This is a genomic window from Streptomyces sp. NPDC093094, assembly GCF_044754345.1.
Taxonomy (GTDB): Bacteria; Actinomycetota; Actinomycetes; order Streptomycetales; family Streptomycetaceae; genus Streptomyces.
Map to the genome: position 1 here is coordinate 16,570 of NZ_JBIVOX010000020.1, position 14,945 is coordinate 31,514.

13 protein-coding genes are annotated in these 14,945 nt (G+C 74.3%); 8 read left to right on the plus strand and 5 right to left on the minus strand.

Annotation, left to right across the window (positions count from 1 at the left end):
* Positions 1-11 precede the first annotated feature (11 nt).
* Entirely contained in the window at positions 12-1,751 is a 1,740-nt protein-coding gene (locus ACIQGV_RS32335) for a serine/threonine protein kinase (protein ID WP_402500883.1), read from the minus strand.
* Positions 1,752-2,309: 558 nt separating this feature from the next.
* Here ACIQGV_RS32335 and ACIQGV_RS32340 point away from each other — a divergent pair.
* Complete coding sequence (locus tag ACIQGV_RS32340) at positions 2,310-2,921, plus strand: hypothetical protein (RefSeq protein ID WP_402500886.1); 612 nt, start codon at positions 2,310-2,312, stop codon at positions 2,919-2,921.
* Positions 2,922-2,941: 20 nt separating this feature from the next.
* Complete coding sequence (locus ACIQGV_RS32345; RefSeq protein WP_402500888.1) at positions 2,942-3,808, plus strand: choice-of-anchor K domain-containing protein; 867 nt, start codon at positions 2,942-2,944, stop codon at positions 3,806-3,808.
* Between the two features lie 56 nt (positions 3,809-3,864).
* Here the strand turns inward: ACIQGV_RS32345 and ACIQGV_RS32350 are convergent, their stop codons facing one another.
* Together ACIQGV_RS32350 and ACIQGV_RS32355 are read right to left on the minus strand one after the other, a co-directional pair.
* Positions 3,865-5,211 (minus strand): lipase family protein, encoded by a 1,347-nt coding sequence (locus tag ACIQGV_RS32350; RefSeq protein ID WP_402500891.1) that lies wholly within the window; start codon positions 5,209-5,211, stop codon positions 3,865-3,867.
* A 153-nt stretch (positions 5,212-5,364) separates the two neighbouring features.
* Entirely contained in the window at positions 5,365-5,994 is a 630-nt protein-coding gene (locus tag ACIQGV_RS32355; protein ID WP_402500894.1) for a hypothetical protein, read from the minus strand.
* Between the two features lie 232 nt (positions 5,995-6,226).
* On the opposite strand from ACIQGV_RS32355, the gene ACIQGV_RS32360 reads away from it, so the two are divergent.
* From ACIQGV_RS32360 to ACIQGV_RS32385, 6 genes are all read left to right on the plus strand, one after another.
* On the plus strand, positions 6,227-7,117 hold the full coding sequence (locus ACIQGV_RS32360; protein WP_402500896.1) for a GNAT family N-acetyltransferase: 891 nt from the start codon (positions 6,227-6,229) through the stop codon (positions 7,115-7,117).
* Between the two features lie 247 nt (positions 7,118-7,364).
* Positions 7,365-8,633, plus strand: a complete 1,269-nt coding sequence (locus ACIQGV_RS32365) for a cation:proton antiporter (protein WP_402500899.1) — start codon at positions 7,365-7,367, stop codon at positions 8,631-8,633.
* A gap of 125 nt (positions 8,634-8,758) precedes the next feature.
* Positions 8,759-9,046: a hypothetical protein gene (locus ACIQGV_RS32370; protein ID WP_402500902.1), complete on the plus strand. Its 288-nt coding sequence runs from the start codon at positions 8,759-8,761 to the stop codon at positions 9,044-9,046.
* Between the two features lie 119 nt (positions 9,047-9,165).
* On the plus strand, positions 9,166-9,801 hold the full coding sequence (locus ACIQGV_RS32375; protein WP_402500905.1) for an ATP-binding cassette domain-containing protein: 636 nt from the start codon (positions 9,166-9,168) through the stop codon (positions 9,799-9,801).
* The gene (locus ACIQGV_RS32380; protein ID WP_402500907.1) at positions 9,798-10,676 is read left to right on the plus strand and encodes a metal ABC transporter permease; all 879 of its coding nucleotides are present in this window, start codon (positions 9,798-9,800) and stop codon (positions 10,674-10,676) included. Before ACIQGV_RS32375 ends, ACIQGV_RS32380 begins: the two co-directional genes overlap by 4 nt.
* Positions 10,625-11,440, plus strand: coding sequence for a metal ABC transporter solute-binding protein, Zn/Mn family (locus ACIQGV_RS32385; RefSeq protein WP_402500910.1), 816 nt, complete (start codon positions 10,625-10,627; stop codon positions 11,438-11,440). The genes ACIQGV_RS32380 and ACIQGV_RS32385 overlap by 52 nt, the downstream gene beginning before the upstream one ends.
* Positions 11,441-11,505: 65 nt before the next feature.
* On the opposite strand, the gene ACIQGV_RS32390 is transcribed toward ACIQGV_RS32385, so the two are convergent.
* Together ACIQGV_RS32390 and ACIQGV_RS32395 are read right to left on the minus strand one after the other, a co-directional pair.
* Positions 11,506-13,179 carry a class I adenylate-forming enzyme family protein gene (locus ACIQGV_RS32390; protein WP_402500913.1) on the minus strand — a complete coding sequence of 558 codons (1,674 nt, stop codon included), beginning with the start codon at positions 13,177-13,179 and terminating at the stop codon, positions 11,506-11,508.
* Positions 13,176-14,915, minus strand: coding sequence for a CoA transferase (locus ACIQGV_RS32395; RefSeq protein WP_402500915.1), 1,740 nt, complete (start codon positions 14,913-14,915; stop codon positions 13,176-13,178). Before ACIQGV_RS32395 ends, ACIQGV_RS32390 begins: the two co-directional genes overlap by 4 nt.
* Positions 14,916-14,945 lie beyond the last annotated feature (30 nt).

Sequence of the window (14,945 nt, forward strand, 5' to 3'; positions counted from 1 at the left end):
GGCCGTTGCCGTCAGTCCTCGTCGTCCCCGAGCACGCTCGCCCGCAGACGCACCTCCGGCCGGCCCGCGATCACCGCGCCGCCGTCCGTGTACCGGCCGGGCTCGGCGTCCGCCGGGGCCCGGACACCGAGCGTGTAGACCAGGGCCGCCGCAGGGTGGTCGGCGGTGTTCAGCCGGGGCTCGTCGGTGACGGTCAGCGATCTGCCGCCGTCCCGCACGCTCGCGTCCGGCACCCCGCCGGGGATCACCGTGCGGTCCGCGCGGTAGTAGGCGCAGGTCGCCCGGCCGTCGAAGACGAAGCCCGTCGGCGCCGTGAAGCGGTGCTCCACCCGGCCCGGCACCCACGGGTCGGTGGACGAGACCCGCACATGGAGCAACTCGCTGCCTCCGCGCGGGACTTCCACGCCGACCTCCTGACGGATCAGCAACTGCGCGCTGTCGGCCCCGCGGTCCGGTTCACGGACCTCGTCCTGTTCCGCCTCGACGGGCTCTGTGGGCTCGTCGGGCTCGGCGGGCTCGTCGGGCTCGGGGTGGTCGACCGGCTCGGCGGGCGCGAGGGGCAGGGACACGATCCTGTGACGGAAGTTGTCCGCCACCAGCAGCCGCCCCGCCGGATCCACGGCGAGCCCGCACGGGTAGGCCGGCGGGCCGGCGGCCGCCGGGGTACCGGACCCGGTGGGGACACCGGACGCGGCAGGAGCACCGGACCGCGCCGCGGCAGCACTCCCGGCCGTGATGCCGTCCCCGGTCGTGATGCCGTCCCCGGTCGTGATGCCGTCCCCGGTCGCGTCGCCGGGTCCGGCCGTCTCCTCGCCCGCCGGATCCGGGCCTGCCACGACCCGGGCCGTTCCGTCGGTCAGGTGCCACACGCGATGGGCGTTCATGTCGGCGACGTAGACGGAGCCCCGGGCGTCGACCGCCACGGCGCAGGGTGCGCTCCAGTCGACGGCCGGGGCGCCGTCGGTGCCGTCGGGCGGGCCGTACAGGACCCGCAGTGCCCCGTCCGTGTCCAGGAGCAGCACCCGGCGGCCCACGGGGTCGGCGATGTGCAGCCGCCCGGCCTCGTCGACGGTCAGCCCCGCGGGCAGGAACGCCTCGCCCGCCTCGGGTGCGCCGGAGTCCCCGGACCGCCCGGCCGCCGTGACGACCGTGCCGATCACGCCGTCCGCGCCGATCCTGCGTACTCTGCGGCCGCCGGCCTCGCCGACGTACAGCGTCCCCGAGCCGTCCGCCGCCAGTGCGCACGGGGAGTCCAGCCGCGCGCGGACGGCGGGGCCGCCGTCGCCGTCGTTCCCGCCGTCCCCCCGGGAGCCGTCTCCGGCGACCGTGCCGATGGCGCCCGAGGGGTCGATCCTGCGGACCCGGTGGTTCATCTCGTCGGCGACGTAGACGGCTCCGTCCGGGGCGGCCGCGAGAGCGGAGGGAAAGCCCAGACGCGCCCGCACCGCCTCCGCCCCGTCCCCGGCCGAGCCCCGCAGGCCGTCGCCGGCGACGGTGGTGAGGGTTCCGCAGGGGTCGATCCTGCGGACCCGGTGGTTGGCGTGGTCGGCGACGAACACCGCGCCGCCGCCCACCGCCACGGCCACGTCGGCGGGGAAGGCCAGCCGTCCTTCCGGCGCGGGGCCGCCGTCCCCGGAGAAACCGGCGGTGCCGTCGCCCGCCACGGTGGTCAGGACCGCGTCCCCCTCCGGAGCTCCCGCCGTCAGCCGCCGGGCCGTCGCCGTCGCCGTGGGCGTCGTCCCGGCCGTCATGCCGTCACCGTCCGGCGTCGCCGCGGTCCTGCCTGGGCGGCGCCCGGCGCCTTCCCTCTCGACGACCTCGTCTCCCGCATGTGTGTCTCCTTCCGAGCGGTCATGGAACCCGGTCCTGCCTAACGGCGGTGTCGGCTCCGCAGGAGCAGCGCGGCGAACGCTCCACCCGCACGAGGGAGGGGGCACGAGGGGCGGACGCCGGGGGGTACAGGGCGGACGTGCCCACCTCCATGTGCGCCCGTTCTGCCCCCGTTCCACTCGAACAAGCGACGCAGAATCGATCCGGCATTCGCGAACGGGGGAACGGAGGCATACCGTCTGCGGACCCGGGCTAACGATGGTCCCGGACGACGGCCCCGTGCGTGCCGTCCGGCCTGCGCGAACGCTTCGTCCGACACCGCAGGCGACGTACCTGCGTTCTCTTCCCCCACCCGGTGCCCTACGGCGAAACCCTGTCCGGGTCCTGCCCGGATCCTGTCCGGTGAGCCGTGCCGGGCCTGCCCGCAGGACGTCCGTCTCCGTCGCACGCTGCGACCACACCCCCAGGAGGACCCGAACATGACCACCGACGTGCAGTCGAAGAAGGAAGCCTACAAACGAGGGGAGGACCAGGGCCGCGCGGACGCGATCGCGGGCCGGCCCCACGCCGATCCGCCGCGCGACGGCAGGCGCGGTGAGCAGGACCAGTACGCCAACGGCTACGACTGGGGCTACGAGCAGGGCCGCGCCCAGAAGCTGGACCTCGTGGTGTGGCAGGAGGGCGGGGTCGAGGACGCTCCCGGCGGCCTCGGCACCACCATCAACATCTGTGTCCGCACGCCCAACTGGAGCGAGACCGTCGACGCCGGTGAACGCGAGCACGAGTTCACCGCCCCGACCGGGTTCCGCTGGAACGGCATCGTGGGCGCCCAGTACAAGCGCATGGACCAGACCACGGGCGGCAATCTGCCTCCCGTCCAGGCCAAGGTGAGTGCGGACGGGCGCACGCTGACGTTCACGTACCACGTGCACCTGAACACCACCGCCGACGACAAGGACTGCATCGTCTACACCTGCGGCCTCGAAGCCGTCGACGGCGCGGCCCTCGGCCGCTTCACCGACGGCGTGGCCCAGATCGGGACGGCGCCCCCGGCCAAGCTCAAGGCCGAGGTCGTCGAGGACGAGGACTGAGAGAGCGGGAGCAGCACACCATGACCACCGTAGTGACCTCCGGAGTCTTCCCGTCCACGAATCCGGCCATCTCCCCCGTCACCGGGCTGGGGACCGCCGACGTCCGGTGGGGGACCAGCGGCTCGCAGAGCGGGTACCAGTTCCGCGGTGCGGCGGCGGACGTCGAGCTCGACGGCACCGAGTTCGTCGTCGGCACCTTCGTGCACCGCAACGTCCCCACCACCGTCAGCCCGAGCCAGTTCGACGTCATGCTCACCGTCAACGTGATGTTCGAGGACGGGAGCACGACGGACCTGACCTTCAGCTTCCATCACAACGAGACCCCCAACACCACCGGCAGCAGCCCCGTGGACGACGACCTCGTCGACCTCCAGGAGTTCATCCACCCGCAGCCCGTCACGATCGACGGCAAGCAGTACCGGGCGGTGCTGAGCGGGTTCAAGCGGGGCGGCCAGATCGTCCGGCAGTTCCGCAGCCCCGAGGGCGGGATCAACTTCGCCGAGGTCGTCTGCATGTTCACGCTGGACGAGCCGGACGTGATCATCTCGGACCTGCGCTACCTGGGCACCGCCCAGGGGCAGGCCGACGAATACGTGGAGATCTTCAACCAGGGCGGCGCTCCCCAGGACCTGACCGGCTGGCTCGTGGAGTGCAAGACCACCGGGTACTCCTTCCCCTTCCCCGCGGGGACGGTCATCCAGCCCGGCCAGCGCTACCGCGTCTACACCAACGAGGTCCATCCCGAGTTCGGCGGGTTCTCCTTCGCCTCCACCGGCCAGGTCTGGCGTGACGAGGGCGGCATCGCCCGCCTGGTCGCGGCCGACGGCCACGTACCCGACCAGTACCCCTACCTCGACAGGGGGTTCAACAAGACCGGCATGCCGTAGCGGCAGCGCGGCGGTCGGCCCGGACCGGTGCTCGGCGCCGGTCCGGGCCCGCGCGGTCACCGTGCGGCGGTGGGCGTCTCCGGCTCCAGCGAGTTGCCGGCGGGGATCCTGCCGCAACTGCTCGGGGCGGCCTCGCCCGCGAAGCGGTCGTCCAGCCAGGACATCGCGCGGGGCGCCCAGTAGGGCATGGCCCCGACATGGCTGAGCAGGTCGTACTGCTCGTACCGGACGGCCTTGTTGCCGGTGGCGCAGTACTGGCGGGCCAGGGCCCGGACGTCCCCGGCGACCATGACGGCGTCTCCGGTCCCGACCCCCCGGGGGCTGTTGAACGTGCCCTCCAGCCAGCCCCCGTCGCCCTGCCCGATGAAGCCGGGGACGGTGGGGGTGGCGGCCTGTCCCAGGTTGACCTTGTTGACCGCGTCGACGAAGGCGGGCACCGAGTTCGGGTTCGCGTACGCGGGCTTCGCCATGTCCTTCCAGGTCAGTCCCGGGTAGCGGCCCAGCGCGTCGACGATCGAGGCGCGTTCGAGCTCGTCGAGGACCTTGAGGCCCTTCGCGCTCATGTAGGGCGTGAGATCGATGTCGTAGGAGCGCGAGACGCCGATGAGGGCCATCGGGATCACTCCGCTCCACACCAGGGAGCCGTCGACATATCTGAGGTTGTGGGCCGGGGCGACGAGCAGACCGCCCTCGGCGAAGCCGACGAGCTGCCGGTTCACCTCGGGCGCGTACGCCGGGGCCAGGGCGGCGGCCCAGTTGGTGGCGATGGCCCCGCCGGAGTAGCCGAACAGGCCGATCCTCGTGTCGGTGCGCAGCCCGGTCTCCGCGGCCCGCGTGGCGGCGCGGATCGAGTCCAGCGTGTTCGTCCCGTACCCCGGGCCGGCCGCGAAGTCGGCGTTCTGGCCCTCGGTGTCCGGGATGATCAGGTCGTAGCCCTTGAGCAGGAGCGGCGCCATGACGAGGGACTCGGCGTTCGCGATGACACCGCCGAAGGAGACGTCGCCCGCGATGGCCCGGGAGGGGCCGTGCTCCGGGTCGAGGGAGTCGTAGAACGACTGGTACGACACGGCCCTGCTGCCGTCGCCGAGGTGGCTGCGGACCACCGTGGTCACGTTCGCCGAGGGCCGGCCCTGGGCGTCGGTGGAACGGTAGAGCAGCTGGACGGCCTCGACCGGTGTCGGGATGCCGAGGACGTGGTAGTCGAGTGTGCGCTTCTTCAGGACGTCGCCCGGCGCGTACGACGACAGGGGCCTGCCGCCGTCGTAGCGGTAGAAGGGGTCGGTCGTGGCGGCCGCCGTGTGCGCGTCCGCGGTGGCGGGTGCGGCGGTCGCGGCCGGTGCCGCCCCTGCGGCGAGGGCGGTGACGAGGGCGGTACACAGCAGAACGGTGGTACTGCGATTCATGGCTCCCCCGGTGTCTCACATGGACATGCTTTGTGACCGGCGAGTAAGTTACCGGCGGTTAGTTCAGCTGTACATGGTTGAGACAGGAGATTTCCGAATCACGGGTGAGCTTCCGGAAGTCGTGCGAGAGGCCGGGGGAGCGACGTGCCGGCGTCAGTACCGCTGGGCCTTGGCGATCTTCGCCGTCAGCGGCGGCTGGGGAGGCTTGCGGCTGATGGCGAAGCGCTGGACCCTCTTGCCGGGTCCGAGGTCCTGCGCCCCCACGAAGACGGTCTCGGCCACCTTGCCGTCGGAGTCGCTGAGATCGACCTGCACCGCGTACGAGGCCGTGTCGTCGGTCCGGTTGGTGATGGTGACGAGGAAGGCGCGCACATTGTTGGTCTCGTTCAGCGGAAGGCCCGTCAGGGAGACGTCGCCGATGGCGTTGCCCCGCCCCTCGACCTTGCTCAGCTGCTTCTGGGCCTCCGCGCGGGAGCGCTCGATGTCCGCGGACACGGACGCCTCGAACTCCGAGGCGCGGACGGAGGCGGACGAGGCCGCGGCGGAGGCGGAGGCGCTGGCCCGCGCCTTCTTCGACTCCGCCAGAGAGGCGAGGGCCGAGGGCGCCTCGCCGGAGAAGTTCGAGGTGACGGGGGCACTCCGGGTCGGCGTGGCGGTGGAGCCGCCGTCGTCGTCGCTGCTGCACGACGTGACGGTCAGCACGGCCGTGACGGCCGCGCACACGCCCCAGACGATCGTTCTGCGGGGCGGGCGCCCGGGCTGGGGCGATGTGCCACGGCTCATCTGACGGTCCTTTCGGGGCGGCCCGGTGGGGCCTGTCGCCTGTCCTCTGTCGCTTGTCGCCTGTCGTCTGCCCTGTGCGTCTCCAATGTCACCCGGTCCCCGGGAGGGCGCAGCGCCGGGCGGCCCGGAAGGGTGAACGCCCGCCCGGCGGCGGCGGACCGCCGTTCCTCAAGTTCCCTGCCTCCCGGACGAGTCGATCGACCTGGGGCGGTTGGCCCCCTAGGGTGACCGGATGTCTGCCATGGAGCTTGAGCGGATCGCGGCCTTCCGCGCGTCCTTCGCCCGGCGTCAGGCCGCGGTCGTGCTCGAGGTGTCCGGCGGCGTGGTGGTCCTGGACCCGCGGTTCAGGGGCTCGCACGAGCACAACCAGCTCGTCGTCGACGGCACGCCCGACGTCTCCGCGCTCCCGGACCTGGCCGAGGAGGTGCTCGGCCACCTTCCCCACCGGCAGATCACGGTCCTGGACGACACCGTCGGGGAGGCGTGCGCCCCGGCTCTCGCCGCGGCCGGCTACAGCCATGAGAGCGAACTCGTCATGACGTACGCCGGCCCTCCCACGTACGCCGGCCCTCCCACGGCCGCCGGGTCACCGGCCGCCCGGCCGTCGCCCGGCGTACAGGTGCCGGCCGCTGCCGCGACGGCCCCCGCTGCCGCGACGGCCCCCGCTGCTCCGGTGCCACCCGCTGCTCCGGTGCCACCCGCCGAGACGGTCGCTCCCGCAGAGCTGCGTGACGCGCTCCTCCGGCAGCTCCGAGTCTGGATGCCGCAGGCCGGCGACGACGTGATCGGCCAGCTCGCCGACCGCCGCGAGGCGCGCACGCGCGGCGCCGATCAGGTCCGCTTCCTCGCCGTACGGGACGAGAGCGGCGTGGTCGGCTCCTGGGCCGACCTCTATCTCGACACGGACCGCGAGATCGCGCAGATCGAGGACCTCGTCACCGCCGACAGCCACCGGCGGCGCGGCTACGCCGACACCGTCCTCGCCACCGCGCTGTGGCACGCGTCGGGCCGCGGCCTGGTCTTCCTCCTCGCCGACCCCGACGACTGGCCCCGCACGTGGTACGCCCGCCGCGGCTTCTCCCCGGCCGGGCGCTCGCACGTCTTCACCCGCACCGCCCGCTGAACCGGGCCACCTCCGGCCGGGCGGGCCCGCCCGGCACGGGCTGCGACGGGGCACATCCGGGAGGTACGTACGCCACTCCTCCCGGATGATGCCGCGGCCGGCCTCCCCGCGCACGGTCGCGGCGAGCGCGGCGGCCCGCGGGCAACCGCACGTGTCCGGGGAAACACGACCGCTCCCGCGTGGTGCGTGGCTGTGCCGGGGTACGCGGGGCGGGAGCGAGGCCGAGCGGAGGGAGAGGCGCAGCGCGGTGACGATCGCTGACGCGGTGTTCGCATGGCTGGGAGCGGGTGCCCTGCTCGCGGCGGTGCTGCCACGGGTGGTGGCGGGCCGTCCGCTGTCGTTGCCCCTGGTGTTCCTGCTGGCCGGCATCGGTGTGTACCTGCTGCCGCTGCCGCTGCCGGACGTCGATCCCGTGGAGCACCGCCAGGCGGCGGAGCACTTCACGGAGACCTGCGTGATCATCGCGCTGATGGGCGCCGGACTGGCCCTCAACCGGCCTCCCGGGAGGCACCGCTGGGCCACGACCTGGCGGCTGCTGGGCGTGACGATGCCGCTGACGGTGGCCCTCACCGCCCTCACGGCCTGGTGGCTGCTGGACTGGCCGCCCGCCGCCGTGCTGCTGCTGGCCGCCGTCCTCGCGCCGACCGATCCGGTGCTCGCCTCGGAGGTGCGGGTGGGGGAGCCGACCGAGGACGAGCACGACGAGGACGAGGTGCGGTTCGGCCTCACCAGCGAGGCGGGCCTGAACGACGGCCTCGCCTTCCCGCTGACCCTCGCCGCGGTCGCGCTGGCGGCCGCCGCGGGTAACGGCTGGTCGGCGGACTGGCTCGGCGCGTGGGTCCTGCGGGACGTGGCGCTCAAGTGCGCCGTCGGGCTGCTGGGCGGATGGCTGATCGGCCGGTCGCTGGGCTGGCTGTTCTTCCGGCCCAGGTCCCCGGTGCTGCGGCTGTCGGAGCACCGGGAGGGCTTCGTCGCCCTCGGCGCGACCTTCCTGTCGTACGGGGTGACCGAGCTGCTGCACGGCTACGGCTTCCTCGCCGTGTTCGTCACGGCCTGCTCGATCCGGGCGGCGGAGCGTGCTCATGGTTTCCACAACGTTCTGCACGACTTCGTGGAGCAGGTCGAGCGGCTGTTCACCGCTGTCGTGCTGTTCCTGCTGGGCGCCTTCGTCGCGCTGGGCGGCCTCGCCGCGCTGACGTGGCGGGGCGCGGTCACCGGGCTGGTGCTGCTGGTGGTGGTCCGGCCGCTGTCGGGCTGGGCCGGGCTGCTCGGCAGGAGGCTGGGACGCCGGGAGCGCCAGGTGATCGCGGTGTACGGGATCCGCGGCATCGGTTCGCTGTACTACCTCGCCTACGCCCTGGGGCAGCACCGTTTCCCCGTACCGGCGCGTGAGCTGTGGGCGGTCGTGACCTTCACCGTGCTGGCCTCCGTCGTGCTGCACGGCGTCACGGCCGGGCCGGTCGTCGCGCGCCTGGACCGGCTGCGCACCGCGTCGCCGCCGCGTGAGGAGGACTGACCCGGTGGTCCGCGTGACGGGCACCACACCTGCGGGCGGGAACCCGGTTTCTCGCGGCTCCGACCTCTGAACCGGTACGGCGCGACACGGACCGACGCCGTACCGGGCTACCGGGAGATCCGACCATGGACGAGTCCTCACCCTCCACCACCCGCGGCGAGGGCGCGGCGCGGCGCAGACCGGGGCCGCCGCCCGCCCTGTACGGGTTCCTGCTGCTTCTCGTGCTCGTCTTCGCGGTGTCCTACGCCGTCGGCACGAAGGCGCGTCCCACGGCCCCGGGCACCCATGACGGCGGCACCACGCACGACGGCGGAAGCCACGGCGGCGGCACCACGCACGACGGCGGAAGCCACAGCGACGGCACCGGGCACGACGGCACCGGGCACGGCGACGGGCACACGGGAGGCGGCTGACCGTCACCGGTGCGCTCGCGCCCGGGGCGTCCGCGGCCGGGACCGACTCGGCCGAGAGCGCCGGGAACTCACCGCCGTCCTCCTCCGACTCCTCTCACGGACGACGACCAGGAGGTGGGATGGACGGGCTGGATGTGCGGATGCGCGGTGTCGCCTGCCGCCACGGCCGCATCGAGGCCGTACGCGGTGTGGACCTCGACATCGGGCCGGGCGAGCGGGTCGCGCTGACCGGCACCAACGGATCGGGCAAGACCACGCTGATCCGCGCGGTGCTCGGCCTGCACCGCCGGAGCGAGGGGCGGATCCTGGTCGGGGGCCGGGACACAGGTTCCGCGGCCGAGTGGGCATGGCGGCGCAGAGCGTGCGCCTGGATCCCTCAGAAGCCCGCCGCGGGCCGGTTCCCGCTGCACGCCGGCGAGCTGCTGGCCAGCAGCGGGGCCGGCCGGAAGGCGGGGGAAGCGGCGGACGGGCTGGGTGTGGGGGAGCTGACCGCGCGCCCGCTGCACACGCTGTCCGGCGGCCAGCTGCAACGCATGTACCTGGCCCGGGCGGCCGGCTGTGTGGCCGCGGGCGCCGGGGTGCTGCTGGCCGACGAACCCACGGCCGCGCTGGACTTCGCCGGACAGGAGGAGGCGGCCGACGTGCTGCTGTCCCTGCCGGTGACGCTCGTGGTGGTCACGCACGACCGGGCGCTGGCCGACCGCTGCGACCGGGTGCTGGAGATGGCCGCGGGCCGGCTGAGGGAGGTCCGGTGACCGCCCTCGCCGCGGCCGACCTCGGGCAGCTTCTCCAGCTGCTCGCCGTCCAGCGGGCCGGCGTGGCGCTGCTGCTGGCCGCGGTCGGACTGCCGGTGGTCGGCGTCGTGATCGTCGGACTGGACATCATGCCGGTGCGGTTCGCGATGATGCACGTGGCGCTGCTCGGTATCGCGGTCGGCCTGCTGGCCGGGCTCGATCCCCTGCTGTGCGCGCTGGTGGCCTGTGCGCTCGCGGGGGCCGGGGTCGCGCCGCTCGCCCGCACCCCGGACGGGCTGTCGGGGGCGATGGGCCTGCTGATGAGCCTGGCGATCGCCGCCGCCCTGCTGGTCCTGTCGGTGTCCGGGGTGAACGCGCAGGGCGCGTTCGCCCTGCTGTGGGGGTCGATCCTGTCCGTGGACACGGTCGACCTGTGGCTGCTCGGCGTGCTCGCCGTCGTCGTCCCGGCGCTGTTCCTGTGGCGCCGCCGCGATCTCGCCCTCCTGCTCCACGACCGCGAACTCGCCCTCGCCTGCGGGGTGCGTGTCGACCGGCTCACCCTCCTGCTCCTCGTCCTGGTCGCGGTGTCGGTGGCCGGGGCCCTCAAGCTGACCGGCGCGCTGCTCGTCGACGCGCTGACCCTGTTGCCCGCGCTGGCCGCACGGCGGCTCGGCACGTCCCTGAAGTCGATCACCGTATGGGCGGTCGGCATCGGCGTCGCCGTGAACCTGACCGGGTTCCTGGTCGCACTGAAACTCGACTGGCCGCCCGGGCCCGTGCTCGTCCTGACCGCCGGGATTGTCGTCCTGGCCGTCCATCTCGTCCCTGAACGGAGAATCAGCTCATGGCGCGCATCCGCGTCCGCACCACCCGTTTCCCTTCCGCCCTCGCACTGACCCTGAGCACGGCGCTGGTGCTGACCGCCACCGCGTGCGGCTCCGGCGAGGACGACTCCGCCGGCACGGGCGGGAAGGACGGTGACGCCCCCGTCGTCGTGGCCACCACCACCTGGGAGGGCGCCTTCGCCGAGGCGGCCGGCGCCGAGGACGTGAAGGTCGTCGTCCCCTCCTCCGCGCAGCACGCCCCGGACTACGACCCCAGGCCGTCCGACCTCGCGGCCGTCGCGGAAGCCGACTTCGTGCTCTACGCGCCCTTCGAGCCGTACGCGGAGAAGATCAAGGAGGCCGCCGGGTCCGACGCCCGGCTGGTCGAGGTCGGCCTCGACAACGACGCCGGCAAGGTGAGCGAGGAAGTCACCCGTCTGGGGAAGCTGTTCGGCACCGAGGACGCCGCGGCGAAGTGGAACGCGGCCTTCAAGAGCGAGTACGCAACCCTCCGGAAGAAGCTGAAGGCCGCCTGGCCCGGCGGTGAGGCGCCGGCCGTCGTCGCCCAGGTCTTCTCCGTGTGGTCGGCGAAGATGGCGGGCGCGCGGGTGACGGGGACCTACGGGCCCGAGGCCGTCACCGCCGCGCAGCTGTCCGGCCTGGCGGAGAAGAAGCCCGCGTACGTCTTCGACAACGCGCACATGACCACGGGCGAGGTCCTGCCCGACGCGGGCGCCGAACAGGTGGAGATCGTCAACTATCCCGGCGAGGACCTGGACCTGCTGGCCGTCTACCGGGACGCCGCGAAGACGATCGAGAAGGCGATGACCGCGTAACACGGTCCCCGGCACGGGAGCGGGGCCGCCGGGGTTTCCCGGCGGCCCCTTCCTTTAGCCGCCGGTCAGCCCGTCCGCGGACAGGGCTCCGGCTCTCTCGCGGCGCACTGCTCCCGCAGCCGGACCCGGTCCGGTTTGCCGGCCGGGGTCAGCGGCAGCTCCCGCAGGACCAGAAGCCTCTCGGGATGCTTGCGGCGTGCCAGCCCGCGCGCGTCCAGGTGCGCGGACAGCGCCGCCAGCGCCGGCGCCCGGCCGTGCTCGCGCGGTACGACGCAGGCGGCGAGCCGTTCGCCCATCAGCGGATCGGGCACCCCGACGCACACCACGTCCCGCACGAGCGGATGGGCGGCCAACTCGATCTCCACCTCGGCCGGGCTGATGTTGGCCCCGCCCCGGATGACGACGTCCTTCAGACGCCCGACGACCCGCAGGGTGCCGTCGTCCTGCAGGACGCCGAGGTCGCCGGTGCGCACCCAGCCGTCGGCCGTGCGGTAGCGGGCGTCCAGCTCGGGGGCGGCGACGTAGCACAGCGGCGTCATGGGGCCGCGGGCGACGATCTCGCCGACGGACCCGTTCGGCATCTCCCGCAGGCCGGGCGTGCCGGGGACCGCGATACGGATGTCGGCGACCCGGGGGTCCGGGTGCCCGGCGAGAATGCCCGGGCCCTCTCCGCGCAGGGGTCCGCCGGACAGACCGGTGTGGCAGTTGACGCCGTCGGCCGAGCCGTAGAGGTTCACCACCGGGCAGCCGAAGACCCTGCGGGCCTCCTCGGCGGTGGCGTCGTCCAGCGGCGCTCCGCCGACGACGACCGCGGTCGGCGGGGCGAACGCCGGAGCGCGCCCCTCGGCGATCCGGTCGAGCAGCATCCGGATCATCGTGGGCACACCCAAGACATGGGTGGGCCGGTGCCCGGCGAGCGCCTCCAGCGCCGCGTCGGCGGTGAAGTGGTCCAGCAGGACGAGCGTGCCGCCGTGCCGGGCGAGCGTGACGGCGGTGCCGTTGCTGCCGAACGCGGAGGCCAGCGGCACCAGGAAGAGACACACCGGGGGCTCGCCGCCCGGGATGAGGGAGGCGAGGAAGTTGCCCCGCCCGCCGGCCAGCGCGTTGTGCGAGTAGGCCACCATCTTCGGCTCGGCCTCGGAACCCGAGGAGACCAGGATGCGGGCGGCGGAGTCGGGGTGGGGGCGGGCCGGGACGAAGGAACCGGGGTCGGTGCGCAGCAGCGCGGAGAACGCGACGGCGCCCTCGGGAGCCTCACCGGGTCCGGCGGCGACCACCGTGCGCAGCGCCGGCAGTTCACCGGTCAGGGCGAGCAGACCGGCCGCGTGCCGGCTGCCGCGGTGCTCGGTGGCGGCGATCACGGCGACCGCCTCCGCCCTGCCCAGCAGCGACACCGCCTCCCGTCCGCCGCGGCCGACCGGGAAGGGCAGCGCGACCGCGCCCAGCGCCGCGAGCGCGAGGTCGGTGACGACGGCGTCGCGGCCGTCGGGGAGCTGCACGCCCACCACGTCACCGGCGCGTACGCCCAGCCCGGACAGCCCGGCGGCCAGCCGCCGCACCTTGCGGTCCAGGGCGGTGTAGCAGAGCCTGCCCCTGGCGTCGAGGACGGCGGTGCGGTGCGGGCCGGCGATCTGGCGGGCGCGGTGGAGGCTGTACAGGTCCAGGTCGGGGCAGGTGCCGTCGAGGGCCCAGGAGCGGCGCAGGCCGGCGGGCAGCAGGTCGTGCAGGTCCACGGTCATGCGAAGCTCCAGGGAGTCGGGACGGCGGGCGCTCCGTGCGGGTCGCGGCCGGTCACGTCGCGGGCCAGGAGGTCGGCGAGGTCGGTGACGACCGGGACGGGGTCCAGGCCGCGCTCACGGAGCAGTGCCAGGGCCTGCTCCGAGGCCAGCCCGCTCACGTCGTGGCCGGCGGCCGGGCGGTCCGGGAGCGCGATCCAGCCGTCGGCCGTGCGCAGCGGCCGCCGGAACCCGGCCGGGCGGCGCGGGTCGAGGCCCCGCGCCGCCCGGGCCCGGGCCGGAGCGGTGAGGACGTCGGCGGCCCCGAGCAGCGACGAATCCACCCGGACCCCGTGCCCGGTGCGCTCGCGCAGCAGCAGCGCCGCCGTGATCGCCTCCGCCCCGAGCAGCCCGCCGAGCACGTCCAGCAGCGTCATCAGCGACGGCGCCGGGGGCTCGTCGCAGGGCCGTACCGCCTCACCCACCCCGGTGCGCGCCTGCACCATGAAGTCGGTGCCCATCGGCGCGTCCGCCAGCCGGTCCGCCCAGCCGCTGGTGTGGGCGAAGACCAGCGACGGGCCGGCGGCGGCCAGGTGCTCGTGGTCCAGGCCGAATTCGGCGGCCTTCCCCGGCGCCCAGTTGTGCAGGAACACATCCGCGTCCGCGGCCATCGCGCGCAGCCGCTCACGGCCGGACGGGGCCTTGAGGTCCACCTCGACGGCTTTCTTGCCCCGGTTCAGCGCCAGCCACCGGGCCGAGACACCGGAACAGGCGGGCGGCATGCCGCGCAACGGGTCGCCGCCCGGCGGCTCGATCCGGATCACCTCCGCGCCCAGCAGGCCGAGCAGGTGCGCGGCGAGGGGCGCCTGGATCCGGCGGCCCGCCTCCAGCACCGTGAAGCCGCAGAGCGGCAGGGCGCCGGTCACGCCCGACGCGGTGTACGACGCCTCGAACGAGCGCAGTTCCCAGGGCGGCGCCCCGTCGTGCTCGGCCGCCCGCTCGGCGAGGGAGCGCAGCGGGCACACCTCGGCGCCGGACACCTCGGCGGCGTCCCGGACGTGGCTCCAGGGGCTGCTTCGCACGGTCGCGTGCAGGCCGTCCGGGAGCGGCGCGCAGGCGGTGGCGTACCGGAACTGGAACGGACGCCAGCCCCGGCGTACCGCGTCCTCGGGGGCGCCGAGGGCACGCCAGAACGCGGCCCAGGCCCCCGGGTCGAGCGTCTCCAGCTCGAAGACCACCCCGTCGGCGGAGGTGAACGGCGGTCCGCCGGGGGCCGGTTCCACGGCCTCGCCCTCCTCGGCGCCCGCGGCGGCCAGATACTGCGAGACCGCGAGCAGTCCGGCCCGCTCGGCGCTCACCCCGACCTCGGCGACGTCCCCGGTGCCGCGCGCACGCGCCAGCAGCCCGGCCAGCAGCCCCTGCACGGCGAGGACGCCGGCGGCGGTGGAGGTGTAGTCGACGGCGAGACCCCGCGGAGCGCCGGTGCGGCGCCCGTGCACCGCCATGACGCCGGTGGCCGCCTGGACGGTGGCCTCGTCGGTCGCGGCCCCGCCCCAGGAGGTGGTGGCGGTGACGTCGCCCAGGCCGCCTCCGGTGACGGTGAACCGGCCTCCCGGACCGCCGTCGCACCGGGCGCCGAGCATGCGCAGATGCTCCGCGACCAGGGTGTCCGCCGCACCCGGTGGGCCCGACCCCTCGAAGCGCAGTCCGCCGAGCGGTCCGGCCGTCCGCGCGATGACCGGTGTGGCTGGAGTTGCCATGCCTCTCCTTCTGTGACGCGCGGGAACCCG

Coding starts and splice junctions, on each gene's coding strand:
- ACIQGV_RS32345 (WP_402500888.1), top strand. CDS start 2,942: ATGACCACCGTAGTGACCTCCGGAGTCTTCCCGTCCACGAATCCGGCC.
- ACIQGV_RS32360 (WP_402500896.1), top strand. CDS start 6,227: ATGTCTGCCATGGAGCTTGAGCGGATCGCGGCCTTCCGCGCGTCCTTC.
- ACIQGV_RS32395 (WP_402500915.1), bottom strand. CDS start 14,915: ATGGCAACTCCAGCCACACCGGTCATCGCGCGGACGGCCGGACCGCTC.
- ACIQGV_RS32375 (WP_402500905.1), top strand. CDS start 9,166: ATGGACGGGCTGGATGTGCGGATGCGCGGTGTCGCCTGCCGCCACGGC.
- ACIQGV_RS32335 (WP_402500883.1), bottom strand. CDS start 1,751: ATGACGGCCGGGACGACGCCCACGGCGACGGCGACGGCCCGGCGGCTG.
- ACIQGV_RS32355 (WP_402500894.1), bottom strand. CDS start 5,994: ATGAGCCGTGGCACATCGCCCCAGCCCGGGCGCCCGCCCCGCAGAACG.
- ACIQGV_RS32370 (WP_402500902.1), top strand. CDS start 8,759: ATGGACGAGTCCTCACCCTCCACCACCCGCGGCGAGGGCGCGGCGCGG.
- ACIQGV_RS32340 (WP_402500886.1), top strand. CDS start 2,310: ATGACCACCGACGTGCAGTCGAAGAAGGAAGCCTACAAACGAGGGGAG.
- ACIQGV_RS32390 (WP_402500913.1), bottom strand. CDS start 13,179: ATGACCGTGGACCTGCACGACCTGCTGCCCGCCGGCCTGCGCCGCTCC.
- ACIQGV_RS32385 (WP_402500910.1), top strand. CDS start 10,625: ATGGCGCGCATCCGCGTCCGCACCACCCGTTTCCCTTCCGCCCTCGCA.
- ACIQGV_RS32350 (WP_402500891.1), bottom strand. CDS start 5,211: ATGAATCGCAGTACCACCGTTCTGCTGTGTACCGCCCTCGTCACCGCC.